Origin of the sequence: Hoeflea sp. IMCC20628 (genome assembly GCF_001011155.1) — a bacterium.
Classification (GTDB): domain Bacteria; phylum Pseudomonadota; class Alphaproteobacteria; order Rhizobiales; family Rhizobiaceae; genus Hoeflea.
On the sequence record NZ_CP011479.1, the window covers coordinates 601,712 to 627,759 of the forward strand.

The 26,048-nt window shown below is 60.0% G+C and carries 28 protein-coding genes; 6 read left to right on the plus strand and 22 right to left on the minus strand.

Annotated features, from left to right (window positions below; translation table 11 throughout):
- Window positions 1-38: 38 nt before the first annotated feature.
- From ade to IMCC20628_RS02870, 14 genes are all read right to left on the minus strand, one after another.
- On the minus strand, window positions 39-1,736 hold the full coding sequence (gene ade / locus IMCC20628_RS02805; RefSeq protein ID WP_047028941.1) for an adenine deaminase: 1,698 nt from the start codon (window positions 1,734-1,736) through the stop codon (window positions 39-41).
- An 81-nt stretch (window positions 1,737-1,817) separates the two neighbouring features.
- Entirely contained in the window at window positions 1,818-2,783 is a 966-nt protein-coding gene (locus IMCC20628_RS02810; protein WP_047028942.1) for an ABC transporter substrate-binding protein, read from the minus strand.
- 34 nt (window positions 2,784-2,817) lie between these two features.
- The gene (locus IMCC20628_RS02815; RefSeq protein WP_047028943.1) at window positions 2,818-3,924 is read right to left on the minus strand and encodes an ABC transporter permease; all 1,107 of its coding nucleotides are present in this window, start codon (window positions 3,922-3,924) and stop codon (window positions 2,818-2,820) included.
- Window positions 3,921-4,808, minus strand: a complete 888-nt coding sequence (locus IMCC20628_RS02820) for an ABC transporter permease (RefSeq protein WP_047028944.1) — start codon at window positions 4,806-4,808, stop codon at window positions 3,921-3,923. The genes IMCC20628_RS02815 and IMCC20628_RS02820 overlap by 4 nt, the downstream gene beginning before the upstream one ends.
- Entirely contained in the window at window positions 4,805-5,140 is a 336-nt protein-coding gene (locus IMCC20628_RS02825) for a membrane protein (RefSeq protein WP_047028945.1), read from the minus strand. The genes IMCC20628_RS02820 and IMCC20628_RS02825 overlap by 4 nt, the downstream gene beginning before the upstream one ends.
- Window positions 5,137-5,628 carry a GNAT family N-acetyltransferase gene (locus tag IMCC20628_RS02830; protein ID WP_052766268.1) on the minus strand — a complete coding sequence of 164 codons (492 nt, stop codon included), beginning with the start codon at window positions 5,626-5,628 and terminating at the stop codon, window positions 5,137-5,139. The genes IMCC20628_RS02825 and IMCC20628_RS02830 overlap by 4 nt, the downstream gene beginning before the upstream one ends.
- Window positions 5,618-6,400, minus strand: coding sequence for an ABC transporter ATP-binding protein (locus IMCC20628_RS02835; protein ID WP_082127974.1), 783 nt, complete (start codon window positions 6,398-6,400; stop codon window positions 5,618-5,620). Before IMCC20628_RS02835 ends, IMCC20628_RS02830 begins: the two co-directional genes overlap by 11 nt.
- Window positions 6,401-6,482: 82 nt before the next feature.
- The gene (locus tag IMCC20628_RS02840) at window positions 6,483-6,878 is read right to left on the minus strand and encodes a hypothetical protein (RefSeq protein WP_047028947.1); all 396 of its coding nucleotides are present in this window, start codon (window positions 6,876-6,878) and stop codon (window positions 6,483-6,485) included.
- The gene (hydA, locus tag IMCC20628_RS02845; RefSeq protein ID WP_047028948.1) at window positions 6,875-8,332 is read right to left on the minus strand and encodes a dihydropyrimidinase; all 1,458 of its coding nucleotides are present in this window, start codon (window positions 8,330-8,332) and stop codon (window positions 6,875-6,877) included. Before hydA ends, IMCC20628_RS02840 begins: the two co-directional genes overlap by 4 nt.
- A 77-nt stretch (window positions 8,333-8,409) precedes the next feature.
- Entirely contained in the window at window positions 8,410-9,171 is a 762-nt protein-coding gene (locus tag IMCC20628_RS02850; protein WP_047028949.1) for a class II aldolase/adducin family protein, read from the minus strand.
- 4 nt (window positions 9,172-9,175) lie between these two features.
- On the minus strand, window positions 9,176-10,426 hold the full coding sequence (locus IMCC20628_RS02855) for a Zn-dependent hydrolase (protein WP_047028950.1): 1,251 nt from the start codon (window positions 10,424-10,426) through the stop codon (window positions 9,176-9,178).
- Between the two features lie 9 nt (window positions 10,427-10,435).
- Window positions 10,436-10,723 (minus strand): cupin domain-containing protein, encoded by a 288-nt coding sequence (locus IMCC20628_RS02860; protein ID WP_047028951.1) that lies wholly within the window; start codon window positions 10,721-10,723, stop codon window positions 10,436-10,438.
- 3 nt (window positions 10,724-10,726) lie between these two features.
- Window positions 10,727-12,217, minus strand: coding sequence for a CoA-acylating methylmalonate-semialdehyde dehydrogenase (locus tag IMCC20628_RS02865; protein ID WP_047028952.1), 1,491 nt, complete (start codon window positions 12,215-12,217; stop codon window positions 10,727-10,729).
- Between the two features lie 2 nt (window positions 12,218-12,219).
- Complete coding sequence (locus tag IMCC20628_RS02870; RefSeq protein ID WP_047032204.1) at window positions 12,220-13,548, minus strand: aspartate aminotransferase family protein; 1,329 nt, start codon at window positions 13,546-13,548, stop codon at window positions 12,220-12,222.
- 191 nt (window positions 13,549-13,739) lie between these two features.
- Here IMCC20628_RS02870 and IMCC20628_RS02875 point away from each other — a divergent pair, with 191 nt between their 5' ends.
- On the plus strand, window positions 13,740-14,438 hold the full coding sequence (locus tag IMCC20628_RS02875) for a TetR family transcriptional regulator C-terminal domain-containing protein (protein WP_245307867.1): 699 nt from the start codon (window positions 13,740-13,742) through the stop codon (window positions 14,436-14,438).
- A 185-nt stretch (window positions 14,439-14,623) separates the two neighbouring features.
- Here the strand turns inward: IMCC20628_RS02875 and IMCC20628_RS02880 are convergent, their stop codons facing one another.
- Window positions 14,624-14,836: a hypothetical protein gene (locus IMCC20628_RS02880; protein ID WP_047028954.1), complete on the minus strand. Its 213-nt coding sequence runs from the start codon at window positions 14,834-14,836 to the stop codon at window positions 14,624-14,626.
- 349 nt (window positions 14,837-15,185) lie between these two features.
- Here IMCC20628_RS02880 and arsC point away from each other — a divergent pair, with 349 nt between their 5' ends.
- Window positions 15,186-15,590 (plus strand): arsenate reductase (glutaredoxin), encoded by a 405-nt coding sequence (arsC, locus tag IMCC20628_RS02890; RefSeq protein WP_047028956.1) that lies wholly within the window; start codon window positions 15,186-15,188, stop codon window positions 15,588-15,590.
- A complete protein-coding gene (gene arsH, locus IMCC20628_RS02895) occupies window positions 15,587-16,303 on the plus strand; it encodes an arsenical resistance protein ArsH (RefSeq protein ID WP_047028957.1) in 717 nt (238 codons plus the stop codon). Before arsC ends, arsH begins: the two co-directional genes overlap by 4 nt.
- Window positions 16,304-16,315: 12 nt before the next feature.
- Here arsH and IMCC20628_RS02900 read toward each other — a convergent pair whose 3' ends face one another.
- Window positions 16,316-16,852 (minus strand): peroxiredoxin-like family protein, encoded by a 537-nt coding sequence (locus IMCC20628_RS02900; protein ID WP_047028958.1) that lies wholly within the window; start codon window positions 16,850-16,852, stop codon window positions 16,316-16,318.
- Between the two features lie 88 nt (window positions 16,853-16,940).
- Here IMCC20628_RS02900 and IMCC20628_RS02905 point away from each other — a divergent pair, with 88 nt between their 5' ends.
- Window positions 16,941-17,711, plus strand: a complete 771-nt coding sequence (locus IMCC20628_RS02905; protein ID WP_047028959.1) for an AraC family transcriptional regulator — start codon at window positions 16,941-16,943, stop codon at window positions 17,709-17,711.
- A gap of 21 nt (window positions 17,712-17,732) precedes the next feature.
- On the opposite strand, the gene IMCC20628_RS02910 is transcribed toward IMCC20628_RS02905, so the two are convergent.
- From IMCC20628_RS02910 to IMCC20628_RS02925, 4 genes are all read right to left on the minus strand, one after another.
- A complete protein-coding gene (locus IMCC20628_RS02910) occupies window positions 17,733-18,356 on the minus strand; it encodes a class I SAM-dependent methyltransferase (RefSeq protein WP_047028960.1) in 624 nt (207 codons plus the stop codon).
- Between the two features lie 49 nt (window positions 18,357-18,405).
- Complete coding sequence (locus tag IMCC20628_RS02915; RefSeq protein WP_052766269.1) at window positions 18,406-19,002, minus strand: DUF2799 domain-containing protein; 597 nt, start codon at window positions 19,000-19,002, stop codon at window positions 18,406-18,408.
- A gap of 130 nt (window positions 19,003-19,132) precedes the next feature.
- On the minus strand, window positions 19,133-20,443 hold the full coding sequence (gene preA / locus IMCC20628_RS02920; RefSeq protein WP_047028962.1) for an NAD-dependent dihydropyrimidine dehydrogenase subunit PreA: 1,311 nt from the start codon (window positions 20,441-20,443) through the stop codon (window positions 19,133-19,135).
- Between the two features lie 16 nt (window positions 20,444-20,459).
- Window positions 20,460-21,809 carry an NAD(P)-dependent oxidoreductase gene (locus IMCC20628_RS02925; RefSeq protein WP_047028963.1) on the minus strand — a complete coding sequence of 450 codons (1,350 nt, stop codon included), beginning with the start codon at window positions 21,807-21,809 and terminating at the stop codon, window positions 20,460-20,462.
- A 215-nt stretch (window positions 21,810-22,024) separates the two neighbouring features.
- Between IMCC20628_RS02925 and IMCC20628_RS02930 the strand changes: the two genes are divergently transcribed.
- Together IMCC20628_RS02930 and IMCC20628_RS02935 are read left to right on the plus strand one after the other, a co-directional pair.
- Window positions 22,025-22,861: an alpha/beta hydrolase gene (locus IMCC20628_RS02930; RefSeq protein ID WP_047028964.1), complete on the plus strand. Its 837-nt coding sequence runs from the start codon at window positions 22,025-22,027 to the stop codon at window positions 22,859-22,861.
- A 170-nt stretch (window positions 22,862-23,031) separates the two neighbouring features.
- Complete coding sequence (locus IMCC20628_RS02935) at window positions 23,032-24,171, plus strand: Gfo/Idh/MocA family oxidoreductase (RefSeq protein ID WP_047028965.1); 1,140 nt, start codon at window positions 23,032-23,034, stop codon at window positions 24,169-24,171.
- Between the two features lie 16 nt (window positions 24,172-24,187).
- On the opposite strand, the gene IMCC20628_RS02940 is transcribed toward IMCC20628_RS02935, so the two are convergent.
- Together IMCC20628_RS02940 and IMCC20628_RS02945 are read right to left on the minus strand one after the other, a co-directional pair.
- The gene (locus tag IMCC20628_RS02940; protein WP_047028966.1) at window positions 24,188-25,246 is read right to left on the minus strand and encodes a Gfo/Idh/MocA family oxidoreductase; all 1,059 of its coding nucleotides are present in this window, start codon (window positions 25,244-25,246) and stop codon (window positions 24,188-24,190) included.
- A gap of 86 nt (window positions 25,247-25,332) precedes the next feature.
- Entirely contained in the window at window positions 25,333-26,037 is a 705-nt protein-coding gene (locus IMCC20628_RS02945) for an SDR family NAD(P)-dependent oxidoreductase (protein WP_047028967.1), read from the minus strand.
- Window positions 26,038-26,048 lie beyond the last annotated feature (11 nt).

Below are 26,048 nucleotides of genomic sequence, written 5' to 3' on the forward strand. Positions count from 1 at the left end.
AGCTGCGACGCTCATGGCCAGGCATATCTTCAACACCCTCACTCGATCAATGCAAATGCGTCGACATCGACCATGCCCATGTCTGAGATCTTGAGATGAGGGATCACCGGCAGCGCCAGAAAGGCCAGCTGCAGGAAGGGCTCGTCGAGCGTGCCGCCAAGCTCTTTTGCTGCCGCGCGCAGCGGCGTTAGCTTCTCGCGCACCTGCTCGAACGGCAGATCACTCATTAGCCCGGCAATCGGCAAAGCGATTTCGGCGAGCACCTTGCCTTCAGCGGCGACAACAAAACCGCCGCGGATTTCGCTCAGGCGGTTGGCGGCCAGCGCCATATCGGCCTCGTCGGCGCCGACAACGCAGATATTGTGGCTGTCATGGCCGACGGTGGAGGCGATGGCGCCGCGCTTGAGGCCAAAACCCTGAACGAAGCCGGTGGTGATGTTGCCGTTCTTGCCGTGGCGCTCGATCACCGTGATCTTGAGGATGTCGCGCGACAGATCGCCCTTTGTCTCGCCGTTCTCGATCGGTAGCTCGAACTTGCGGTGCTCAGTGATGATCTTGCCGGGCACGATGCCGATTACCGATGTGGCGATCCTGTTTCTGCGAACGGCGAAGCTCTCGGCTGAAAGCGACGGCGCGTGGACACTGTCCATGCCCACCGGCGCGGTGGTAGCGCGGGCGGCAAACAGCTCATCTGTGACGTGGCGGCCGGCGGAAAATACCATCTGCGCATTGCAGCCTTCGAGGCTGTCGAGCACCACCAGATCGGCGCGCCAGCCCGGCGCCACCAGGCCGCGATCCTTCAACCCGAAGGCACCGGCGGCTGAAATCGAGGCGGCGCGGTAGATCGCCAGCGGCTCGACACCATTAGCGATGGCATGACGAATCATGTAATCGAGATGGCCATGCTCGGCGATGTCGAGCGGATTGCGGTCGTCGGTACAGAGCGCAAGGAACGGCGAATTGCGTTCGGTGATGATCGGGATCAGGGCGTCGAGATCGCGTGACACCGAGCCTTCGCGCACCAGCACATGCATGCCCTTGGACATTTTCTCCAGCGCTTCTTCGGCGGTGGTGGATTCGTGCTCGGTGCGGATGCCGGCGGCGAGGTAGCCGTTAAGGCCAAGTCCGCGCAACAACGGCGCGTGGCCATCGATATGGCCGCCCTGAAACGCCTCAAGCTTGGCCATGCAGGTCGGGTCCTTGTGCAGCACGCCGGGGAAGTTCATGAATTCTGCCAGACCGATCACCTGTGGATGATCGCGGAACTCCAGCAGGTCCTCGATATCCAGCCGGGCTCCTGCCGTTTCGAGATGGGTGGCGGGCACGCAGCTTGAGAGCTGCACGCGGATATCCATGATGGTCTGTTCTGAGCAATCGAGGAAATAGCGGATTCCGGCGGCGCCGATGACATTGGCGATTTCATGCGGATCGCAGATCGCGGTGGTGATGCCGCGCGGCAGCACGCAGCGGTCGAACTCATGCGGCGTGACCAGCGAGCTTTCAATGTGCAGATGGGTGTCGATGAAGCCGGGCACGACGATCTTGCCGGAGATGTCGATCTCCTGGATGCCTACATAGCTTTCCAGCGTGCCGACGATGCGGTCGCCGCAAATGGCGATGTCGCCCTCGCGCAACTCGCCCGTGGTCAGGTCAAACAGCCTGCCGCCCTTCAGCACGATATCAGCAGGCATCTTGCCCTGGCCCTGGTCAATCATGTCGCCAAGTCTGTTTGTCATGGGGGCACCTGCTGTTTGTTGTCCGAATCAAAAACCGGCCGGCATTTCTGCCGGCCGGCCGAGTTTACCCCAAAAGGGTGATTACATCTTGTCGGTAACGACTGATGTCCATGCGCCTTCCGGCTGCTTGGTGATGATCCCCTGATCGAGCAGCGCCTTGGCGGTGCGCTCATAGGCTTCCGGGATCAGCTTGGCATCGGGTTCGCCGATCAGCTTGGCCACTTCGTCCATCATCCGGACCTGGTGGTTTTCGTCCTGGCCGCCATTGTCCATGACGATGCCGGCTGCTTCTTCAGGATTGGCAATGGCGTAGGCCCAGCCCTTCATCGAAGCCTGGACGAACTTGACCATCTTCTCGACATAGGCCGGATCCTTGAGGTTGTCCTCAAGCGCATAAAGACCGTCTTCAAGCAGGTCGTTGCCCATGGCGGAGTAGTTGAAGACGACCAGATCTTCCGGCTTGTAGCCAGCATCCATCAGCTGCCAGTATTCATTGTAGGTCATGACCGAGATGCAATCGGCCTGCTTCTGGATCAGCGGCTGCACGTCAAAGCTCTGCTTGAGCACGGTGACGCCTTCGGCGCCGCCTTCGGTCGACAGGCCAAGCTTGTTCATCCAGGCGAAGAACGGATATTCGTTGCCGTAGAACCAGACGCCCAGCGTGTGACCCTTGAAGTCGGCCTCTGTCTTGATCGGGCCGTCTGCCGGGCAAACCAGTTCCATGCCGGCCTTCTTGTAAGGCTGGGCGATGTTGACGAGGCCGACGCCTTTTTCGCGGGCAGCAAGAGCGCCGCCCATCCAGTCGACGATGACGTCAGCGCCGCCGCCGGCAATCACCTGTTCCGGTGCAATGTCCGGGCCGCCCGGCTTGATTTCGACGTCGAGGCCGGCTTCGTCATAAAAGCCCTTGTCCTTGGCGACGAAATAGCCGGCGAACTGGGCCTGGGCGACCCATTTGAGTTGCAGCGTCACCTTGTCGGCAGCGTTTGCGGCGCCTGCCATCAGTGTCATGGTGAGTGCCAGTGTCAGTCCGAGTGTTTTTTTCATTTTTGGTTCCTCTCTGGTTATGGCTCAGGGCTATCTATCTGCGATAGCTCGGATGCCAGAATGTGACGGAGCGCTCAAGAAGTGCAAGCGCCCCGTAAAACAAAGACCCGACAATAGCCGCCATGGCGATTTCCGCCCAGACCATGTCGAGATTCATCCGACCCACTTCGGTCGAAATCCGAAAGCCCATGCCGACAATCGGCGTGCCGAAGAACTCGGCGACGATGGCGCCGATCAGCGCCAGCGTGGAGTTGATCTTGAGGGCATTGAAGATGAAAGGCATTGCGGCCTGAAGCCGCAGCTTGAGCAGCACCTGCCAATGGGTGGCGCCATAGGTGCGCATCAGGTCGCGTTCCATGTCGCCGGTGGCCGCCAGCCCGGCAAGTGTGTTCACCAGCATCGGGAAGAAGGTCATGACGATGACGACGGCGGCCTTCGACTGCCAGTCGAAGCCGAACCAGATCACCATGATCGGGGCAATGCCGATCATCGGCAGCGCCGAGACCATGTTGCCGATCGGCAGCAGGCCGTTGGCAAAGAAGCGGAAGCGGTCGGCGAGAATAGCGACGAGGAAGCCGGTCGTGCAGCCGACGACATAGCCGAACAGCACGGCCTTGAGCACGGTCTGGCGGAAATCGGCTGCCAGGATTGATGTGGACGTGACAATCCTCGCCCCGATGGCGGAAGGCGGCGGCAGCAGTACGAACGGTACGCCGGCACCGCGAACGATGCATTCCCACAGGATCACGACCCAGATGCCAAACAGCGCCGGGACAATGATGGAAACAGCGCTGGTCTGGTTGGCGCGGCTGCCATCGCCGGACAGTACCGTGACCAGCCGCCAGCCGAGAAGCCAGGCTGCGGCAAGGGCTGCGAAATAGCCGTGCGTGGCGGTGCCGAAGCCATCGACCAGACCTGAAATCAGCATTGCCGCTGCGCCAAAGCTCGACAGCGTCAGAATGGCGGTTTCCACGGCAAAGCTCAGCCGCAGCATCGACAGCAACGCGCCTGCGGCCAGAATTGCCGCCACCGTCAGCGACGTTGTCTGGCTCATGCCTGCAGTGAAGGGCAGGGCGGTTAGGCTGTAGAGAGTGGCCAGCAGTGATAGCAACGCCTGCCAGTTGGGACGTAACACACTCATTGGGTTTTTGCTCCCATGCGGGTGTTGACGAACCGGCCGACGATATCGACTGCGCTCACAAGCAGGATGGCGACAACGGAACCTGCGATCAGGGCGGCGAAGATGTCGACCGTCTGGCTGTAATAGGAGCCTGCCAGCAGCTTGGAGCCGATGCCGGCCACGGCACCGGTGGGCAATTCGCCGACGATGGCGCCAATCAGGCTGGCGGCAATCGCCACCTTCATCGAGGTGAAGAAGAACGGCACCGAGGCCGGAATCCGTAGCTTCCACAATGTCTGCATCTTGCTGGCGGAATAGGTCCGCATCAGGTCGAGATGCAGCACGTCAGGTGAGCGCAGGCCCTTGACCATGCCGACAGCGACCGGAAAAAATGACAGATAGGTGGAGATCAGCGCCTTGGGCAGCAGTCCGGTGACGCCGATGGCCGACAACAGCACGATGATCATCGGTGCAATCGCCAGGATCGGAATGGTCTGCGAGGCGATGATCCAGGGCAGGAAGGAGCGGTCGAGCGCCGGGATATGGACAATGCCGATGGCGATGACCACGCCAAGTGCGGTGCCCATGGCGAAGCCGAGCAGCGTCGCCGACAGCGTCACCCAGGAATGATAGACCAGACTGCGCTTTGACCAGGGTTTGACCGTCAGCGTGTTCTTCCAGAGGTTTTCCGCCACCTGATGCGGCGCCGGCATGGTCGGCTTCGGCTGGCTCATGGTCTTCATGAAGAATTCGGTGGTGGTGCGGGTTTCATCCGCACGGCGGTCGAAATCGCGTTGAAACGGCGCGTTCATCGAATAGGCGGCGACATACCAGGCGATGAGGATCACCAGCAGGATTGAACCGACGGGAACCAGACGGTCCCTGATGAAGCTGGGCTCGTTCATCCGTGTTTCCCCTGCGGCCAGACGATCATGGTGACGGCAACGATCCCCAGCGTGATGCCGCCGACCTGCATGATGGACGGGCGTTCACCGAAAATCAGCAAGCCGATCAGGTTGATGAGCACCAGTTGCAGCACAGCGGAGAGTGACATGGCGACTGCCAGCCCGCTTTCGCGCATCACCCGCACCATCATCAGATTGCCTGCGGTGTAAAGCGTGATCGCAAGCACCAGCAGCCAGACAGACGGCCGGTCGACATAGACCCGGAGACTGCTTGCTGCGGCCATGAAAATCACCATCACGGCTGCCAGCCAGATCATCAGCGAGGGGCTCATCGGGAACCTCCGGGCCAGCGCATCAACAAAGTGGCCACGCCTTCCGGGGTGTCGTCGTTGCGGCCTTCTGGAATTTCGACAAGAGCTTCGCGCTTGTAGAAGCGCAGGGCATCGGAATTGAGTTCGAAGACTGTGAGCTCGAAGCCTTGTGGGCGTGCGGACTTGGCGGCGTCGAGCAGCGCTTTGCCCAGACCGCTGCACCGGGCTTGTGGACGAAGATAGATCGCGTGAATGAAACGCCCGTCTTGATCCATCGAAAGATAACCAGCGATCTCGCCGCCATCCTCGGCCACGAAGATGGTTCGCCTGTCGAGCAGATCCGCACCGAACATGTCCTCGATGGCCTGACGATCGATCACACGGGGCAGCCATGAGGCGCCGGCGTCCAGATAGTCATTGATGATTGACGCGCAGACCGGCAGATCGGCGGCGGTCGCGCGTCGGACACCAGGTTCGTGGTAAGTTTGGCGGACAGCGCTATTCATCATAGCTGTGTCCGGCTTTGAGGCCTTCTCGGACCTGGTGGGCGATCTTGAGGAATTCAGGCGTCTCGCGAATGTCGAGCGACCGGTCGGGGCCCAGATCACAATCGATGATCTCGTGAATGCGGCCCGGACGCGGGCTCATCACCACGATCTTGGTCGACAGGAACACGGCTTCCGGAATCGAGTGGGTGACAAAGACCACAGTCTTCTTGGTCTTGGCCCAAAGTTTCAGCAGTTGCTCGTTCAAGTGATCGCGGACAATCTCGTCAAGCGCGCCAAATGGTTCGTCCATCAGCAGCATCGCCGGTTCAACGGCGAGCGCACGGGCGATGGAGGCACGCTGCTGCATGCCGCCGGAGAGCTGCCAGGGGAATTTCTTCTCAAAGCCAACAAGATTGACCAGCTCCAGATTGCTGGCAATGCGGGCCGAGCGGGTGGCTTTGTCGAGCCCCATGACTTCCAGCGGCAAGGCAACATTTTGCTCAATGGTGCGCCAGGGCAAAAGGGCTGATTGTTGAAACACATAGCCATAGGCACGGGCCATTCGCGCCTGTTCCGGCGTCATGCCATTGACCGACACCGTGCCGCCAGTTGGTTTTTCCAGATCGGCGATCACCCGGAGAAGCGTGGTCTTGCCGCAACCGGACGGACCGATCAGCGAGACGAATTCACCCTCGGCAATGTCGAGCGTGATGTCTTTCAGCGCATGAACCGGACCGTCATTGGTCTCGAAGGTGAGATCGAGGTTTTTGGTGGAGATGACGGTTGCTGTCACTGGCAGATCCTGTTCCGTCTGGAATGTGTTGCGCTCATCAATTCTCCATTCCTACACTGGCTCGTCTCACGCACTGCTTGGTTCACTCGCATCGGCTGACCGTGAATTCGAACTCGTCGCCGCCCTGCATCTTGAAATGGAGAGCGGCTGGATCGTCATAGCTTGGCCTGACGAGGTAGGTCGAGACCCACTCTTCGCCTTCTCCGGAGCAAAGTGCCGTGACGACCGCGCGACCGTAGGAGGCGGACAGGACCTGAAGGAAATCACAGCCCGATTCATGAAATTCGACATTCTGCGGGCTGACGATGATCTTGTTGTCGCTCATGGCTCCCTGCTCTGGGTCGAATGCACAGCCTTCGCTGTTTCCGTATTTGCCGTCAATCTGCAGCATGTCGGCTGCTGCCGGGGCGGCAAAAAGGCTCGCGAGGAAAATTATGCCAACTGTTCTGGCAAGCGCAGGCGTGAGCATGATCTTCATACCCCGCTTGCCGGAATGCCGGTGCGTTCGACCTTGCGTGGGGAAGAGACTTCCTTCCAGGTCGACAGCGCCTTGTTGGTCGGCGTCACCGGCTGCCTCGCGACAAACTCGCCGTGACCTTCCTGCGGCTTGACTTCGCCATCGTCGATGGCGACGCGGCCGCGGGTCAGCGTGTAGCGCGGCAGGCCCTTGACCTGCTTGCCCTCGAAGACGTTGTAGTCGATCGCCGACTGCTGGGTGCTGGCGGCAATGGTCTTGGATTTCTCCGGATCCCACACCACCAGATCGGCATCGGCGCCAACCAGCACCGCACCCTTTTTCGGATAGCAGTTGAGGATCTTGGCGATGTTGGTCGAGGTGACGGCGACGAACTCGTTCATGGTCAGCCTGCCGGTGGCAACGCCATAGGTCCACAGCATCGGCATGCGGTCTTCGAGGCCGCCGGTGCCGTTGGGGATTTTTGTGAAATCGCCGACGCCGAAGCGTTTCTGCTCAGTCGAAAACGCGCAATGGTCGGTGGCGACCACCTGCAGCGAGCCTGCGGACAGTCCGGCCCAGAGCGAATCCTGATGCATCTTGTTGCGGAAGGGCGGGCTCATCACCCGGCGCGCAGCATGGTCCCAGTCTGGGTTGGCATATTCGCTCTCGTCAAGCGTGAGATGCTGGATCAGCGGCTCGCCCCAGACCCGCATGCCCTTCTGGCGGGCGCGGCGGATGGCTTCGTGGCTCTGCTCGCAGGATGTGTGAACCACGTAAAGCGGAGTGCCAGCCATGTCGGCGATCATGATGGCGCGGTTGGTGGCTTCGCCCTCGACTTCGGCGGGACGGGAGTAGGCATGCGCCTCGGGGCCGTTGTTGCCTTCGGCCAGCAGTTTCTGCTGCAACTGCGCCACCACGTCGCCGTTTTCGGCGTGGACCATGGCGATGCCGCCCAGTTCGCCCACCCGGCTGAATGAGGAATACATCTCGTCATCATCAACCATCAGCGCGCCCTTGTAGGCCATGAAGTGCTTGAAGGTGGTGATGCCCTTTTCTTTGACCACTGTCTCCATCTCGTTGAACACCTGCTCGCCCCACCAGGTGATCGCCATGTGGAAGGAGTAGTCGCAATGGGCGCGGGTCGACTTGTTGTCCCACATGGTCAGCGCTTCAAGCAGTGACTGGCCGGGCGCGGGCAGGGCGAAATCGATCACCATGGTGGTGCCGCCGGCAAGGGCTGCGCGGGTGCCGCTTTCGAAATCATCGGTCGAATAGGTGCCCATGAACGGCATTTCGAGATGGGTGTGCGGGTCAATGCCGCCGGGCATGACATAGCAGCCGGTGGCGTCGAGCGACTTCTCGCCGACCAGATTGGGGCCGATGGCGGTGATGACGCCGCCCTCGATCATCACGTCCGCCTTGTAGGTCAGATCGGCGGTGACGATTGTTCCGTTCTTGATGACGGTGGTGCTCATGATGCACGTCCTCTTGCTGTTCCAAATTTTGTTCTGATCAGCCGTCTTGATGCGGCCTTTTCAAAAATTCTGCTGGTCTAGTCTGCGTAGCCGGGATTTTCCCGGTCGAGCACAAGTTTCATTTCCTCGAAATGCGAGAATTCGGCGTCCTTGTAGACATCCCATTCCTGCGCGACGGATTCGGCCAATTCATCGTTCATCACGTTGAGCGGCTGGCCGGTCGAATAGGCCAGCACCATGGTGCGCGCGGCGCGTTCGAGATGGTACATCGCGTCGAATGCCTCAGCCACCGTGCGGGCCACTGTGGTGACTCCGTGGTTGGCCATCATGACGTTGGAATAATTGCCAATGGTGGTGGCGATGCGCTCGCCTTCGGCTTCATCATTGGCGATGCCGCCGAAACTCATGTCCATTGCCAGCCGGTTGAAGAACCGTGCCGTGGTCTGGTCGATCGGCTTGATCGAAGGGTCTTTCAGACCTGCAAGGGCTGTGGCATGCGGCGGGTGAAGATGCAGGACCACTCGGGCATGCGGCACGTGCTTGTGGATGGCGGAATGGATCGACCAGGCTGACGGATCGGGCGCATTCGGGCGCTTCATTGTCTCGGGATCATCGGCGTCGACCAGCAACAGTTCGCTGGCCTTGGCGCGGGAGAAATGCTTCCAGCGCGGGTTGACCAGAAATTTCTTGCCGTCAGGCGAGACGGCAGCAGAGAAATGGTTGGCGACGCCTTCGTGCCAGTCGTAATAGGCGGCGAGCCTCAGCGCTGCGGCGAGATCGACGCGCAATTGTTGTTCGTCAGCACGATCGATCGGTACGATGTTTGATGTTGTGCTCATGGTTTTACTCCACCACTCCTGCTGTTTCGACGACCGCATGCATCAGCACGTCGGCACCGGCACCAGCCCATTCCTTGGAAATGTCTTCGGCTTCGTTGTGGCTCAATCCGTCGACGCAGGGGCACATGACCATGGCGGTTGGCGCCACGCGGTTGATCCAGCATGCATCGTGGCCTGCGCCGGAAATAATGTCCATGTGCGAATAGCCGAGTCGCTCGGCGGCGTCGCGCACAGCCTTGACGCAATCGCGGTCGAATTCCGGCGGATCGAACTGGCCGACGATCTCGGCCTCGAAGCCGACACCGAGCGCGTCGCAGAGTTTTGGCGCTTCTGCCATCAACCGCTCGACCATCCCGTTGAGCGTATCGATTTCATGGCTGCGGAAATCGATGGTGAAGACCGCCTTGCCCGGAATGATGTTGCGGGAATTGGGATAGACATCGACATGACCGATGGCGCCCACTGCGTTCGGCGCGTTGTCCATGGCGATTGTGTGCACCAGCTCGGTGATCTGGGCCAGGCCGCGGCCGGCGTTCTTGCGCATCGGCATCGGGGTTGAGCCGGTGTGGCTTTCCTTGCCGGTGACAGTGCACTGGATCCAGCGCAGACCCTGGCCGTGGGTGACGACACCGATGTCCTTGCCCTGAGCCTCGAGAATCGGGCCCTGCTCAATGTGCAGTTCGAACAATGCATGCATCTTGCGGGCGCCGACTTCCTCGTCGCCCTTCCAGCCGATACGGACCAGCTCATCGCCAAAGCGCTTGCCCTTGGCGTCTTCCCGGTCATAGGCCCAGTCCTGTTCGTGCACGCCGGCAAAGACGCCGGAAGCGAGCATGGCGGGCGCAAAACGAGTGCCTTCCTCGTTGGTCCAGTTGACCACCACGATCGGGTGCTTGGTCTTGATGTCGAGATCATTGAGCGTGCGGACCAGCTCCAATCCGGCCAGCACGCCGAGGACGCCGTCATATTTGCCGCCGGTGGGCTGAGTGTCGAGGTGGCTGCCGACATAGACCGGCAGCGCATCGGGATCGGTTCCGGGCCGGGTCATGAACATGTTGCCCATGGTGTCGACGTCCATGGTCATGCCGGCATCCTCGCACCAGCGCTGGAACAGTTTGCGGCCTTCGCCGTCCTCGTCGGTCAGGGTCTGGCGGTTGTTGCCGCCGGCGATGCCGGGTCCGATCTTGGCCATATCCATGAGCGAATCCCAAAGCCGGTCGGCGTTGATGCGAAGATTGGCTGCGGGTGCGGACATGGTCGTCTCCTATTTCAGTTCGACTTCGACAAAGCTCATCGTCTTTGTCCCGGCATTGATGACATTGTGCTCGACCCCGATCGGGCGGCGATAGGCGTCGCCTGCCGCCATGGTCACGGTGCGGGATGTCCCGCCGGGTTCTTCGAGCAACATTTCGCAGTCGGTGACCAGTGTGATCACGTAATCATGGCCGTGAACATGCCACCCGGTTTCAGCCCCGGGCGCAAAATCAAAGCGCGTCACGCGGACGCGCTCATCATCGACCAGTGTTGTTGCGGTGGCAGGTTCACGGGTCATGGTTCAGCTCGGAAAATTGAACACGGCGCCCGACTTGATGCCGTTGGGCCAGCGCGAGGTGATGGTTTTCAGACGTGTGTAGAAGCGCACGCCTTCCGGGCCGTAGATCGAGTGATCGCCGAACAGCGAGCGCTTCCAGCCGCCGAAGGAGTGGTAGGCCACCGGCACGGGGATCGGCACGTTGATGCCGACCATGCCGACTTCGATGGAATCGGAGAAGGCGCGGGCGGCGTCGCCATCGCGGGTGAAGATCGCCGTGCCGTTGCCGTATTCATGATCGTTGATCATCTTGACGGCTTCGTCAAAGGTTCCTGCGCGGACAACCGACAGCACCGGTCCGAAGATTTCTTCCTTGTAGATGGTCATGTCGGTGGTGACGCGGTCAAACAGCGTGCCGCCGACAAAGTAACCGTTCTCGTAGCCCTGCAACGAGAAACCGCGACCGTCGACCACCAGTTCGGCGCCTTGGCTGACGCCCTGATCGATGTAGCCGAGCACCTTTTCCTGATGCATCTTGGAGACCACCGGGCCCATCTCGGCGGCCTCGTCGGTGGTCGGGCCGATCTTCAGCGCCTCGACGCGTGGCTTGAGCTTGGCGACCAGCGCATCGGCTGTCTTTTCGCCGACAGGTACTGCAACCGAGATCGCCATGCAGCGTTCGCCGGCCGAGCCGTAGCCTGCGCCCATCAGCGCGTCTGCGACCTGATCCATGTCGGCGTCGGGCATGACCACCATGTGGTTCTTGGCGCCGCCGAGCGCCTGGACGCGTTTGCCATTGGCAGTGCCGCGCGAATAGACATATTCGGCAATCGGGGTGGAGCCGACAAAGCTGATTGCCTTGACGTCGGGGTGATCGAGCAATGTGTCGACGGCGAGCTTGTCGCCATGGACGACGTTCAGGACGCCCTCAGGAAACCCTGCTTCCTGAAACAGCTTCCAGGCCAGCATCGGCGCTGACGGATCACGCTCGGAAGGCTTGAGCACGAAGGTGTTGCCGCAAGCAATGGCGATCGGATACATCCACATCGGCACCATGGCGGGGAAGTTGAACGGGGTGATGCCGGCTACAACCCCGAGCGGTTGGCGGTCGGCGATGGAATCAACGCCAGGTCCGACATTGCGGGAAAAATCGCCTTTCAACAGATTGGGGATGCCGCAGGCGAATTCCACACACTCGATACCGCGGGTGACTTCGCCGAGCGCGTCGTCATGGGTCTTGCCGTGCTCGCGCGAGATTTCGCGGGCAATGTCGCCTGCGTGGCGGTCGAGCAGTTCCTTGAACTTGAACATGAAGCGGGCGCGCTTGAGCGGCGGCATCGCGCCCCAGGCAGGCTGCGCGGCTTTGGCGGAAGCTACAGCCGTGTTGATTTCCTCGACCGTCGAGAGCGGCAGTTCGGCGATTTGCTCGCCGGTGGCCGGATTGAAGATAGGTGACCGCCGGTCCGAGCCGGAAATCGTCAGTTTGCCGCCAATGGCGTTTTCAATGATTTGCATGGTTACGCTAGCCCTTCGAGTACATTACGCAATTTTTCGAACAATTCGTCGATCTGATCCCTGGAGATGATCAAGGGCGGCGAGAGCGCAATGATGTCACCGGTGGTTCGGATCAGCAATCCGTCGTCATAAGCTTTAAGGAAGGCTGAGAAGGCGCGCTTGGTCGGCTCGCCAGCGATCGGGTCCAGTTCAATGGCGCCGATCAGGCCGGTGTTGCGGATGTCGACGACATGCGGGCAATCCTTCAGCGAATGCAGCTGCTCTTCCCAATAGGGCGCGATTTCGGCCGCGCGGGTGAGCAGGCCTTCTTCCTTGTAGGTGTCCAGCGTCGCAAGAGCTGCCGCCGAGGCAATAGGATTGCCTGAATAGGTGTAGCCGTGGAAGAACTCGATCATGTGCTCGGGGCCTTGCATGAAGGCATCATGGATTTCCGAGGTCACGAACACCGCGCCCATCGGGATGACGCCATTGGTCAGTCCCTTGGCCGAAGTGATCATGTCGGGTATGACATCGTAATATTGCGCGGCAAACGGTGCGCCGAGGCGTCCAAAACCGGTGATGACTTCGTCAAAAATCAGCAGAATGCCGTGCCTGGTGCAGATTTCGCGCAGCTTCTTGAGGTATCCCACCGGCGGGATCAACACACCGGTGGAACCGGCGACGGGTTCGACAATGACGGCGGCGATGGTGGAGGCGTCATGCAGCGTGACGATGCGCTCGAGTTCGGAAGCCAGATCGCCACCATGCTCGGGCTGGCCCTTGGTGAAAGCGTTCTGCGCGGGCAAATGTGTGTGCGGCATATGGTCGACGCCGGTCAGCAGCGTGCCGAACATCTTGCGGTTGGAGACGATGCCGCCGACCGAGATGCCGCCGAAATTGACGCCATGATAGCCACGCTCACGACCGATCAGGCGGGAACGGGAGCCGTCGCCTTTGACGCGGTGATAGGCCAGCGCCACTTTCAGCGCAGTCTCGACCGACTCGGAACCGGAATTGGTGAACATCACATGGTTCATGCCGTCGGGCGCGATGTCGACCAGACGATTGGCCAGTTCGAACGCCTTGGGATGGCCCATCTGGAAGGCAGGTGCGTAATCCAGCTCACCGGCCTGCTGTGCTATCGCTTCGGTGATCTTCGGGCGGCAATGGCCGGCATTGACACACCACAGACCGGCAGTCCCGTCGAGGATCTGACGGCCGTCGGAGGTGGTGAAATGCATGTCCTTGGCGCCGACCAGCATACGCGGGTCCTGCTTGAACTGGCGGTTGGCGGTGAACGGCATCCAGAACGCGCGCAAGTCGTTGGGGGATGTGTTGAGCCGGTTTGACATGGCTTGGTGCGCCTCCTGACGCATGGGTTTTCCGTTCCTCTAGTCAATTGCCAATTTGAAGGCTTTGTTTCCGCTGACAGGCTATGTTACGAAATCTTGACTGTTTGATAAAACTCTAACAGGGACAACCATCCGGTCAAGGCCAATTCGGCGTTGTCCGCGACAGCTTGAGCAAGGTGAACGGAAGCCGGATGAGTGAGGATAGAGGAACGCAGCACTTGAAGGCACGGGCGATGGAAACCCAGCGCAAAACGCGCATCCAGATGGAAAACGAAGCGCGGATCATTGATGCCGCGCTTGAGGAGTTTTCGGTTCACGGGTTTCGCGGTGCGACCATCGACCGGATCGCTGACCATGCCGGTATGTCCAAGCCCAATCTGCTGTATTATTTCCGGCGCAAGCAGGACATCTATGAGGCCTTGATTGCACGCCTGCTCGATACATGGCTGGAGCCGTTGCGTGAGTTGAACGAGGTCGGTGACCCGTTGCCGGAATTGCAGTCCTATATCCGCCGCAAGCTCGAGATGGCGCGCGATTTCCCGCGCGAGAGCCGGCTGTTCGCCAATGAAATCCTTCAGGGTGCGCCGCGTATCAAGCGCTTGCTCGAGAGTGAGCTTAAACCACTGGTCGATGAAAAGGCCGAAATCCTGCGCGGCTGGATGAAAGCCGGACAAATCAACCCGGTAGACCCCGTGCATCTCATATTTTCGATCTGGTCGACCACCCAGCACTATGCCGACTTTGATGCACAGGTGCGGGTCATCCTCGGGCCAGACCGTGGTGCGGAAGGCCGTTTCGAGGATGCCGCGCGGTATCTCGAGACGCTGTTTCTTGATGGTTTGCGACCGAAAACAACAGGCGGCGGAAGCCCGCGCATTCGCGAGTTGTAACCGCCTGACATGAGCATGGGTTCCGTCGGCATCTCAAGTGATCAGTCCAGCTTGCTGCTTCGCCAATGCCTGCGGCTAGAGCCTGTGAACAGGGCTGTCTTGCCGGTCAGGGTCGGCGATCAAATGCCACTGCCCGGTCGATCCAGAAAGTCGACCGGGCGGGATATACAGGCACGTCCTCTGGGTCAGTGGCTTCCGCCGCCGCCGCCTTCACCGCCTTCTCCGCCCGCCGTGTCAACGTCTCTCGGACGGAAGGTTTTTAAGGTGTCATATGCGTCGTCTCCCTTCTTCTGGGCGGTTGGTGTCCCCATGCACCCTGCAGCCGCCGCTGTCGAAGACAGGCCGAGAAGCAGTGTGAGACGTGACCGATCTACTTTGGTTTCCGGGTCTTTCTGCATAGTTGGTATCTCCTCTTTGAAACGGCACACGCGACGTTCCTGTGGACTTCGCGGATATGAACACCACTCGATGACGATGATCATTCATGTGCGCAGAGCCGGAATGGATCTGCAATGTCATCAAAACAGCGTCCGTCCGAACCGGCATTGATATACATCAAGAGGTTTGCATATGTTCTCGGAGAATAGTGGTGTTGGTTTGTGTCGCCCGGCTTGGTGGGCCCTGAAAAATCAATCAAGAAAGCTTGATATGTGGCTGGCGCCATGTGCGCTGTTGCGCTAAGCAGTCTCTTGATCACCGACGCTTCAAGCGAGGTGAAACCGAAGGCCAGCGAGATCGGAAAGCTGCATGAGCATTGTCATTCACCACAATCCCGGTTGCGGCACGTCCCGCAATGTTCTTGAGATCATACGGGCCATTGCCGGCGAGCCGGTTGTTGTCGAATATCTCGAAACAGGCTGGACACGCGCGCAATTGCTGGGGCTGTTCGCAGCTGCGGGATTGACGCCGCGCAGTGCGCTGCGGGTGTCGAAGTCGCCCGCCGAAGAACTTGGACTTACGGATCCCGCCGTCAGCGATGAAACCATCCTGGATGCGATGCTGGACCATCCGGTGCTGGTCAATCGTCCAATTGTCTGCACACCAAAAGGCGTGGCGCTGTGCCGTCCGTCAGAAGCGGTTTTCGCGCTTCTCGACGTTGTCCCCGGCGCCACCTACACCAAGGAAGACGGAGAGGTGATCACCGCGCCATGACCGATGATCTGCCCAATATTGATGGCGACAGTTTGCAGCTGCCCCAGACACAGCGGCTGGCCTTGCCCGGCGAGCCTGACCATCCAGCGCGCGTGCTGATGCTCTATGGTTCGCTGCGCATCCGGTCCTATTCACGGTTTCTGACCCTGGAGGCGAAACGGGTGCTTGAAGCGCTGGGTGCCGAGGTGAGGATCTATGATCCGGCCGGACTGCCGCTGGTTTCCGACGACATGGAAAATCATCCCAAGGTGGCCGAGTTGCGGGAATTGTCGCTCTGGTCGGAAGCCCATGTCTGGTGCTCGCCTGAACGGCACGGCGCCGTGACCGGGGTGATGAAGACGCAAATCGACTGGTTGCCGCTGGCTCCAATCGGCGGCGTCCGCCCGACCCAGGGGCGGACCCTGGCGCTGATGCAGGTCAGCGGCGGTTCGCAGAGTTTCAACACGCTCAATCAATTGCGGGTGCTTGGCCGCTGGATGCGGATGATCACCATCCCCAACCAGTCATCAGTCCCGAAAGCCTTTGCGGAATTTGATGAGGACGGGCGGATGAAACCGTCGGCTTTTTACAACCGCATGGTCGATGTCATGGAAGAACTGATGAAGTTCACATTGCTGACACGGGGGCGGGCTGAGTATCTGGTCGACCGTTATTCTGAGCGGGTGGAGAGCGCCGAAGCGCTCTCCCTGCGGGTCAACCAGCGCTCGATCTAGCGCTGGTCTGCATCATACGGCGCCGGTGTATTCGCCGCGGGCCGGATAATCGTTCTTGATGGCGAAGTCGAGCGCACCGACGAGTTCGGAGAAATGCGGGCGGACAAATGGCATGGTCTGGACCGAGCCGTAATACAGCGTCTGCTCCGGCGTCACCATGAACAGGCCCGGTTCGGAGAACAATGCCGGCTCTTCGATGCCGATCGAGGTTTTGCCGCGTGACGTGGAGATGTAGAGCCCCCATTCGCGGGCTTTGGCCAGGGGCAGATCATAGCCGAAACGCAATGTGTCGGCGCCGATCTTCTCTGCCATCTGGCGTGTCCGCTCTTCGCCATCCGAACTGATGGCGATGGTTGCCACACCACGCTCGGCAAAATCGGCCGCACGCTTTTGAAACTCGGTGAGATAATTGGCGCAGATCGGGCAATGCAGGCCACGGTAAAAGCAGATGACAGTTCCGCGCTCGGACGCGTCGGTAGTGAGATCGAAATCGCCGTGATCGAGCGTCTTCAGTTTCAGGTCGGGAGTTTTCTGGCGGGGCATGAGCATTGGGAGAACCTTTCAGGATCGGGATTGCGCTGCCAGTATACAGGTTTTATGATCTGTAAAAGCCAAACTATCTGATAGGAACACCGATATGCGGTCATTTGATCGATTGACTACCTTGATGGAGCGATTCAGCCTGCAAGTGAAACCATCGCCGCCGGAGACCGCGACGCTGGTGGTCACCGCGGATCAAGATGGGGCTCCGCGCCACGTCTGGTTCGGCGCCGCCGGGATCGGTTCAGGATTTGTAGCCAAGGACCTGTTGTTTTCAGCCGAAGTGGATTGGGGCGGGGCAGCCAATCCGTTGCTTGCTGCTTTGCCTGACAGGATAGGATTTGATCTTTCCATGGATGGCGAGGCGGCGAGCCTGGTCAGTCTGATGCGTTCGGAACTCGCGGCGGCGAGATGCGGGTCGGCATCGGTCATAAACCGGCTTGGCGAGGTGTTGATCGTGCGTCTGCTGCGCGCGCAGATCGAGGCCGGATCGACGGAGCCGGGCCTGCTGGCCGGACTATCCGATCCAAGACTAAGCCGCGCCATCGTCGCCATTCATGACGGGCCCGGACGCCCGTGGCGCAATGAGGATCTGGCTGCCATCGCCGGGCTGTCGCTGAGCCGATTCTCGGAAACATTTCTGGCTGTGGTCAGCGAGACGCCGGCGGCCTATCTGCGAAGGTGGCGGCTCATTCTGGCGCGGCAGGACCTGGTCAAAGGCGACCGTGTTGACGCGGTCGCCCGGCGCTATGGTTACGACTCCGCCGAGGGCTTCACCCGGGCTTTCAAGCGCTGCTACGGCCTCAATCCGGTATCGCTGCGCCACAGCCCATCCGGATCAGCGTTGCCGTCAGTTGTCCCGGTCTGATGCGATGTTGCTTGTGCGGGGTCAGCTCGCTTGCGCAAGCAGCACGGTATGACCTTCGCATTCGGGATCTTCGCTGGCAAAACTGACGATGTGCAATCCCAGACCGGCCAGGATCGCCTCATACTCTGCGGGTGAGAGGCTGGAATGATAGACTAGGTCGTCGCCGACATGGCCGGCGACTTCTCCGGCTTCGGGCCCGACCGTCAGCATCAGGGCGCCGCCGGAACCAAGATGCTCAGCCAGACGGACAAGTGTGGTGCGCTGTTCGTCCTGGGTCAGGTGGAAGAAGCTGTCCCAACCGATCACGCCATTGAATGTCTGCCCCAGTCGCAGGTGGCGCATGTCGGAGATCCGCCAGTCACCATCGGGGTATTTCTCGCGCGCCAGATCGATCATGGCTTGTGCAGCGTCAACACCGGTCACCCGATAGCCAAGGCTGCGAAAATAGGCGGCGATGGGATCGCCGCTGCCGCATCCAATGTCGAGTATTGCGGCTTGCGGCGGCAGAAGCGCTGCAAAGCGGTCGAGCCATGGTTTTTCGAACAGAACTCTGGCGCGTTCCGCATCGAATCGCGCAGCATTGCGTTCGTAGGTCTGCCAGGTTTGTGCTGCCAAAGCAGCCAGCGAATTGATGCCCTCTGCCATGCGTGGACCTCCAGTCAACGGTTCCGCCTGACCAGTCTCAAAGTTGCTGTCAGCCGCGCGCCGCGTAGCTGTAGCGGAAATCTTCCATGTTATCCTCGATGCGGCGGAGATCGGATTGCATCCGGCCGATGTCCCGCTCCAGATCGCGGATTTTCCAGCGGTTTTCATCGATCCGGCGTTCGACGGTGCGCCGGTCTTCCTTGCGGTCGCGGATCAGGTCCTCGTCGGCGCGGATGTCCCGTTCGATGGCGCTGATGCGCGATTCCAGCGTGCTGATCTCGCTTTTCTTGCGGTGCTGAACACGCCCGAGATCGTATCCCTCGCGGAAGCCGGGTTCGAGATCAAGCGGGCAGACATTGGCGTAGGATTTCCCCTGACTGCCGACAGTCAGACCATTGAGCGGTGTGCAATAGCGCGGCAGGCCCTTCTGATAGCCCTGGTACCAGAGCGTCTGGTCAGCGGCGACGCCGGCCTTGGTGCAGGCCTTGACGTGTTTTGCAAAGCGATCTTGCGGATTGTATCCGCTTGCGCCGTCCTGTTCGCCGATCACCCGCCAATCAGCGACAGCGCATTCTTCTTTTGACAGGGTCTGGCAGGAGGTGATCAGCGCGCAGACAGCAATCAGCAAGGCAATACGTACAATCAATTTTATCTCCCCAGACCTGACCCCAAAGCTCAGCGCTGGCCTATGGCCTGCACCAGCATAACCAAGGCTGCAGAAATAAAAAGGTCCCGCTTAGTGATGGGCGGGACCTTCCAGTATTCTTGCGGGATTTCTACTCCGCGGCCTGCTTGGCCATCGGATTGTTCGGATGGGTGGTCCAGTTGGCGTAGTCTGGATCGATCGGCCTGTTGGTGCGCGGATCGGAGCCTTCGGTCATCTCGATCATGGTGATGCAGTCATCGACCGGACAGACATTGACGCAGAGATTGCAGCCGACGCATTCGTCGTCCATCACCTCGAAATGCCGCACGCCGTCGACCATCGCGGTGATCGCCTGGTGAGAGGTGTCCTCGCAGGCGATGTGGCAGCGGCCGCACTTGATGCAGAGGTCCTGATCGATCCTGGCCTTGGTGATGTAATTGAGGTTGAGATACTGCCAGTCGGTGACGTTGGGGACCGCACGGCCCTGGAAGTCGGCAATTGTCTCGTAGCCCTTCTCGTCCATCCAGTCGGACAGGCCCTGGGTCATTTCCTCGACAATCTTGAAGCCATAGGTCATGGCCGCGGTGCAGACCTGGACCGTGCCGCAGCCCAGTGCAATGTATTCAGCGGCGTCACGCCATGTCTGAATGCCGCCAATGCCGGAGATCGGCAGTCCGCGGGTCTCGGAATCGCGGGCGATTTCGGCGACCATGTTGAGTGCGATAGGTTTCACGGCCGGGCCGCAATAGCCGCCATGCGAGCCCTTGCCGTCAATTGTCGGCACGGGGGCGAAATTGTCCAGATCGACGGAAACGATCGACGAGATGGTGTTGATCAGGGACACCGCGTCGGCACCACCGGCTTTGGCGGCGCGCGCCGGATAGCGCACATCGGTAATGTTGGGGGTCAGCTTCACGATGACCGGCATGTTCGAATAGTGCTTGCACCATTCGGCCACCATCTGGATGTATTCGGGCACCTGACCGACTGCGGCACCCATGCCGCGCTCGCTCATGCCGTGCGGGCAGCCGAAATTGAGCTCGATGCCGTCTGCACCTGTGTCCTCGACACGTGGCAGGATCGCCTTCCAGCTTTCCTCCTCGCAAGGCACCATGATCGAGACGATCATTGCCCGGTCGGGCCAGCGTTTCTTGACTTCAGTGATTTCCCTGAGATTGATCTCAAGGTCGCGGTCGGTGATCAGCTCGATATTGTTGAGGCCCAACAGCCTGCGGTCCGGACCCCAGATGGCGCCATAGCGGGGGCCGTTGACGTTGACAACCGGTGGCCCGGCTTCGCCGAGGGTCTTCCAGACAACGCCGCCCCAGCCGGCTTCAAAGGCGCGCTCTACATTGTAGGCCTTGTCGGTCGGCGGCGCCGAGGCGAGCCAGAAGGGGTTGGGTGATTTGATACCGAGAAAATTGGTGGAGAGGTCAGCCATGATATCTTTTCCTCCGTCAAGCCATCAGGGCTTTGTGAATGCTTTCGGCGGCGATCTTGCCATCTTCGACAGAGACCACAGTGAGGTCTTCTCCGCCGGTGACACAGTCTCCGCCAGCCCAGATCTTGGGATGCGAGGTGCGACGGTCATCGCCTGTGCGGATCCGGCCTTTTTCCAGCTCGATCGACATGCCCGTCAGCGGATCTGCGTCCGGCGTCTGGCCAATGGCCTTGAACACCTGATCAGCTTGAAGTGTTAGCAGTTCTCCGGTGCCGGTCAGTTTGCCGCCGGCGTCCAGTTCGGTCTTTTCCAGCGTGATCCCGGTCACGGCTCCATCGGAGACGTTGAGACTGCTCGGCATCACCCAATGACGGATGACGACGCCATGGGTCTGGGCCAGTTCCTGCTCATAGAGCGAGGCATTCATGTGCTCCTGGCCGCGCCTGTAGGCGATGGTGACTTCGTCAGCGCCGAGAAGCTTGGACTGGATTGCCGCGTCGATGGCGGTCATGCCGCCGCCGATGACGACAATGCGGCGTCCGACTTCAAGCAAGGACAAATCCTCGGCCTGGCGCAACACGCCGATGAAATCGACCGCGTCGACAACACCTGAGGCATCCTCGCCTTCGAGGCCAAGCGCATTGACGCCGGGCAGGCCCAGTCCGAGGAATACCGCGTCGAAACCCGCTGTCAGTTGCTCGAGCTTGACGTCCCGGCCCAGTGCCTTGCCGTTCTCGATGGTGATGCCGCCGATCTGCAGGATGAATTCGACCTCGTCCTGGGCAAAATCATTGGTCGTCTTGTAAGACGCGATGCCATATTCGTTGAGCCCGCCGGCCTTTTCACGCGCTTCGTACACCGTCACGTCGTGGCCATGGGTGGCGAGACGATGGGCGCAGGACAGGCCAGCCGGGCCGGCGCCGATAACGGCAATTTTCTTGCCGGTCGGGGCGGCGCGGGTGAACGGGTGGGGTTGTTCACGCTCCATGAAAGTGTCGGTCGCGTGACGTTGCAACAGACCGATCTTGACCGGTTTGCCTTCAGCCATCTCACGCACACAGACCTCTTCGCACAGGGTCTCTGTCGGACAGACACGGGCGCACATGCCGCCCATGATGTTCTCGTCGAAGATTGTCTTGGCCGCCCCTACCGGATTGCCGGCCTGGATATTGCGGATGAACAACGGAATGTCGATCGACGTCGGACAGGCCGTCATGCAGGGCGCATCATAGCAGAAATAGCACCGGTCCGCCTCGACGATCGCCTCGTGCGGCGTCAGTGGCGGATGGATATCGGAAAAATTGTCGACATAATCGGCGCTGGAAAGACGGTTGGCCTTTACGTCGCTCGTCTCGGATACTGTCATCAGGACCCCCTCGTTTCGAGAACCTCTTTTTGCGGTCTTTTCGGAGAAACTCCTCAGTTCATCCGATGCCGCGATAGGCAAAGAATGAATTGGTTTTATCAAAAGGTCAATTTTTTTATCGGATGATAAATTTTAAGCCGGAGCCAGGCATTGCGCTTCCGCGATAGCCCGGCAATAGTTCATCAAATCAGAGATACGCTCCAAGGAGTTCGACGGTGACGGATTACCCGATAACGGACTATGATGACGCATACGCCAATGGCGCGCACATTGCAGGAGCGGCTGACTACCCGCCGCGATGGGCAGCCAAGGCAAAGGCCTTGCGTGACAGTTTGAACCATGAAGGCAGGGCGCGCCTCGATCTTGGCTATGGGCCAGCGCCGCGCAATCGGCTCGATTTGTTCCTGCCCGAAGGCACCCCCAAAGGCCTCGCGGTGTTTGTCCACGGCGGGTACTGGAAAGCGTTCGACAATTCTTTGTGGTCGCATCTGGCTGCCGGGCCATTGGCGCATGGTTTTGCGGTGGCGATGCCAAGTTACACGCTGTGTCCTGATATCCGCGTTGCCGGGATCGCCAGGGAAATTGCCGCCGCAGTGAGTTTTGCCGCTGGCGAAATCGCCGGGCCGGTTCGCTTGACCGGCCATTCTGCTGGCGGTCACCTGGTCACCAGGATGATCAGCGGAGAACCGCTGTTGCCTGAAGCGGTTTTGCGCCGCATCGCCGGCGTCACCCCGATTTCAGGTGTTCATGATCTGCGACCCTTGATGCAGACGGAAATGAACGACACGCTCCACATCGACGCATCGGAGGCACAATCGGAAAGCCCGGTTCTGCTGACGCCGCTCGCAGCCATTCCGATGGCCGCATGGGTGGGCGCAATCGAACGGCCTGAGTTTGTCCGGCAAAACCGGGCGCTTTATGACATGTGGCGTGGCTTTGCGACCTCGATGAGTATTCTGGAAGATCCGGGCAAACATCATTTTGACGTGATTGACGGACTTGCCGATCCTGAGCACCCGTTGTGCCGGACGTTCCTCGGACTTGATGGCTGACGGCTTGCTTCTGTCCCTGGATTTTGAAGAATGGCGCGCTTGGAACCGTCGAGAAAATGGGCGGACTGATTGACGCGGATTGCCTCACCGGTGTGCACCCGGCAAGGCAATCACATCTTAACGGTCGATGGGTTAGGGTTTCTGACAACAGTTTGCCGGGACAAAGTTTCATGACCAAGATTGCATTTGTCGGCGCCGGTTTTGTCGCCGACTACTACATGACGACGCTTGCCAATTATCCTGAGTTGGAGATCGCCGGCGTGTGGGATCACGATGCCTCCCGGCTTGCGCAGTTTTGTAGCTTTCACGGCAAGCAAGCCTACGGATCACTTGCTGATTGTCTTGGCGATCAGGGCACCACAATCATCGTCAACCTGACACCTCCGGAAAGCCATTTCGAACTCAATCGTGCAGCGTTGAAGGCGGGCAAGCATGTCTATTGCGAAAAACCGCTGGGCATGACGTTCGAGGAGGCTAGCGAGATAATCGAGCTTGCCGAAACAGAAAACCTGACTGTCTGCAGTGCACCGGCCAACGGCCTTTCGGATGCACAGCAATTGACCGCAAGTCTGATTGCAGCCAGGCGGATCGGCGCGCCGCGGCTTGCCTATGCCGAGATGGAAGATGGCCCGGTGTTCAAGGATAACTGGATGGAGTGGCGCTCGCGTTCCGGTGCACAATGGCCCGGTGTGCACGAGTTTGAGCTGGGTTGCACACTTGAGCATGCCGGTTACGGGCTGAGCTGGCTGGTGTCGCTGTTTGGCGCGGTCGAAAAAGGCCAGGCCTTTTCCGCTCTGACTTTTCCAGACAAGGGGCCGGGGACGTCGGATCTCGTCATGGGGCCGGATTTCTCGGTCGGCTGCCTGTCATTCCGTTCCGGTGTGACTGCGCGACTGACCTGCGGTCTGGCCGCACCGCGCGACCGCTCGCTGACGATCATCGGCGATGAGGGCACCATCGTGGTGCGGGATTTGTGGGATGACCGCTCGCCGGTGCATGTGAGCCGGTTTGATGGCAAGCGGCCCTTGCTGCAGCGGTTGACGGGCCGGTTCGAGCGCAAACGCGGGCGGATGTTGCCGCTCAGGCTGACCCATGGCCGTGCGGTCGCCTATCCCGCGCCAGCCAGGGCCGGTAAACTGGCCGCCTATCCGTCTCAGATTGATTTCGGACGCGGAATCGCGGTGATGGCGGATGCGATCACCAGGAGCGAAGCTCCGTTCTTTTCGGGCAAGCGGGCGCTGCATCTGACCGAACTGGCGCTTGCGCTGAATGGCGGTATCGGCACGTTCACGCCGCGCTCGAGTTTCTGAACCAAACGTTGGGGGCTCAATCCACTTTCGGTGGGCGGGCGAGGATTCCATCGATGATGCGGAGCGCGCAAATTGTGTCGTCGAGTGTGTTGTCAGGCTGCTCGCTCAAGCCCCGGAGGATGGCTTCGGATGCGGCTTCGATCTCGAATTGCAGGCCCGACCCCTCAAAGCCATAGTGATGCCGTACCGTCCCCGGAAGCGGCAGCTGCCGGAACAGTTTTCTGCGAATTCTTGCGTCAAGGGATCCACCTCCGGGCTGGATCAGATCAGCCATCAGGCGTGACGGATAGACGGAAAAGCCATCTGCCTTGATGAATAGCGGACCGATCACCAGAACCCCTTTGTCCCCTTCGATGACCATCCGGTTGGATCCATTCCTATCAAAACCGCAGGTGAACCTGGCCTCCGTTTTGCCGAACCGCATTGTGACCGCAGCACTGCTGTCGGCGCCTGACGGCATGGTCTGCCATGATGCGTCGACATGGTCGGGATCACCGAGAAAATAACGTGCCAGCGAGATCGGATAGATGCCCAGATCATAAAGCGCACCGCCGCCCTTTGACTTGTCGTAAAACCGGCTTCGCGGGACATAATCCTGCTTCCAGGCGATATCCGCCTCCAGCTGGCGGATGTTGCCGATAACGCCGTTGCGCAGGGCGGAACGGACGGCAATGATGGCCGGCAAATAGCGGCTCCACATCGCCTCCATGACAAAGACCCCGGACGCGGTGGCGGCGGACTGAATCTCCAGCGCCTGTTCCAGATCAGCGGTAAATGGCTTTTCGACCAGAACCGGGATGCCGGCCGCGATGGACTCGAGTGCCTGGGAGTGATGGCCGTTGTTAGGGGTGGCAACATACAAAGCATCAATGCTGCCTGAGGCGAACATTGCGCCCAAGGAGTCAAATGCGGTTATCCCTGAATGACGGCTGAAAATTTCCCGCGCCTTGGCGGGGTCGCGCGAGCAGACCGCCGTGAGTGTCGCATTGTCAGCATACACAATATCGCCAGCAAATTGCCGCGCGATTGTACCGGTTCCAACAATGCCCCAACGAATGGTTTTCCGCTCTGTCATGGCTTGATCATAAACCCGGGCTGGTGAAGGCTGGGTAAATGCCTGATCTTGCGTGCAAGATCGATCAGCCAGAATATCAGGCTGTTTCACCAGGGCAGGGGTTTGCCGCGGTAATCATAAAACCCGCCGGTCTCAGCCGCTGTGAACTGGTCGAGGACAGCCAGCAGCACGGCTGCGGTTTCAGCTGGTGTTCGCACGGTCAGTCCGGCTTTGGCAAAGCCCGATGACAACCCGGTGTCGACGGTTCCCGGGTGCAGAGCCACGCAGATGGCTTCAGGCGATTTGCGGGAAAGCTCTATGGCGGCGGTGTGGACGAACTGATTGAGCGCCGCCTTGGAGGCGCGATAGCTGTACCAGCCGCCAAGCGCATTGTCGCCGATCGAGCCGACCTTTGCCGACAGGGTGGCGAAGACGGATTTGCCGTGTTTCGGCAGCAGCGGCAGGAAATGCTTCATCAGCAGCGCTGGTCCCATCGCATTGACCGCGAAGGCATGGGCCATGTGCTCCGGGCTGATGGCCTTGAGGGTCTTTTCCGGCGTGAAGCCGTTGCCATGCAAAAAGCCTGTCGCGTCAAGCACCAGACGGAGATCGGATTGCCGTGTCTCGACAGCTTTCGCGGCGGCGATGATGCTTTGCTCATCGAGCAGATCGATGCCGGGCTCGGATGAGCGTGAATAGCCGATCACCTCGGCAAAGGCACCGGACTGGTTCAGCGCGTCAAACAGTGCTTTGCCGATGCCGCCGCTGTGGCCAATGACGATAGCGAGCCCGCCGTTTCTCACACTGTGCACTCTGCTGCTCC

Excerpts from the sequence above, each read along its gene's own strand:
- arsC (WP_047028956.1), top strand. The coding sequence starts at position 15,186 with ATGAGCATTGTCATTCACCACAATCCCGGTTGCGGCACGTCCCGCAAT.
- IMCC20628_RS02830 (WP_052766268.1), bottom strand. The coding sequence starts at position 5,628 with ATGATGAATAGCGCTGTCCGCCAAACTTACCACGAACCTGGTGTCCGA.
- IMCC20628_RS02900 (WP_047028958.1), bottom strand. The coding sequence starts at position 16,852 with ATGCTCATGCCCCGCCAGAAAACTCCCGACCTGAAACTGAAGACGCTC.
- IMCC20628_RS02855 (WP_047028950.1), bottom strand. The coding sequence starts at position 10,426 with ATGTCCGCACCCGCAGCCAATCTTCGCATCAACGCCGACCGGCTTTGG.
- IMCC20628_RS02905 (WP_047028959.1), top strand. The coding sequence starts at position 16,941 with ATGCGGTCATTTGATCGATTGACTACCTTGATGGAGCGATTCAGCCTG.
- IMCC20628_RS02820 (WP_047028944.1), bottom strand. The coding sequence starts at position 4,808 with ATGAACGAGCCCAGCTTCATCAGGGACCGTCTGGTTCCCGTCGGTTCA.
- hydA (WP_047028948.1), bottom strand. The coding sequence starts at position 8,332 with ATGAGCACCACCGTCATCAAGAACGGAACAATCGTCACCGCCGATCTG.
- IMCC20628_RS02840 (WP_047028947.1), bottom strand. The coding sequence starts at position 6,878 with ATGAAGATCATGCTCACGCCTGCGCTTGCCAGAACAGTTGGCATAATT.
- IMCC20628_RS02825 (WP_047028945.1), bottom strand. The coding sequence starts at position 5,140 with ATGAGCCCCTCGCTGATGATCTGGCTGGCAGCCGTGATGGTGATTTTC.
- IMCC20628_RS02870 (WP_047032204.1), bottom strand. The coding sequence starts at position 13,548 with ATGTCAAACCGGCTCAACACATCCCCCAACGACTTGCGCGCGTTCTGG.
- IMCC20628_RS02940 (WP_047028966.1), bottom strand. The coding sequence starts at position 25,246 with ATGACAGAGCGGAAAACCATTCGTTGGGGCATTGTTGGAACCGGTACA.
- IMCC20628_RS02865 (WP_047028952.1), bottom strand. The coding sequence starts at position 12,217 with ATGCAAATCATTGAAAACGCCATTGGCGGCAAACTGACGATTTCCGGC.
- IMCC20628_RS02850 (WP_047028949.1), bottom strand. The coding sequence starts at position 9,171 with ATGAGCACAACATCAAACATCGTACCGATCGATCGTGCTGACGAACAA.
- IMCC20628_RS02910 (WP_047028960.1), bottom strand. The coding sequence starts at position 18,356 with ATGGCAGAGGGCATCAATTCGCTGGCTGCTTTGGCAGCACAAACCTGG.
- IMCC20628_RS02880 (WP_047028954.1), bottom strand. The coding sequence starts at position 14,836 with ATGCAGAAAGACCCGGAAACCAAAGTAGATCGGTCACGTCTCACACTG.
- IMCC20628_RS02815 (WP_047028943.1), bottom strand. The coding sequence starts at position 3,924 with ATGAGTGTGTTACGTCCCAACTGGCAGGCGTTGCTATCACTGCTGGCC.
- IMCC20628_RS02935 (WP_047028965.1), top strand. The coding sequence starts at position 23,032 with ATGACCAAGATTGCATTTGTCGGCGCCGGTTTTGTCGCCGACTACTAC.
- IMCC20628_RS02925 (WP_047028963.1), bottom strand. The coding sequence starts at position 21,809 with ATGACAGTATCCGAGACGAGCGACGTAAAGGCCAACCGTCTTTCCAGC.
- IMCC20628_RS02875 (WP_245307867.1), top strand. The coding sequence starts at position 13,740 with ATGAGTGAGGATAGAGGAACGCAGCACTTGAAGGCACGGGCGATGGAA.
- IMCC20628_RS02860 (WP_047028951.1), bottom strand. The coding sequence starts at position 10,723 with ATGACCCGTGAACCTGCCACCGCAACAACACTGGTCGATGATGAGCGC.
- preA (WP_047028962.1), bottom strand. The coding sequence starts at position 20,443 with ATGGCTGACCTCTCCACCAATTTTCTCGGTATCAAATCACCCAACCCC.
- arsH (WP_047028957.1), top strand. The coding sequence starts at position 15,587 with ATGACCGATGATCTGCCCAATATTGATGGCGACAGTTTGCAGCTGCCC.
- IMCC20628_RS02810 (WP_047028942.1), bottom strand. The coding sequence starts at position 2,783 with ATGAAAAAAACACTCGGACTGACACTGGCACTCACCATGACACTGATG.
- ade (WP_047028941.1), bottom strand. The coding sequence starts at position 1,736 with ATGACAAACAGACTTGGCGACATGATTGACCAGGGCCAGGGCAAGATG.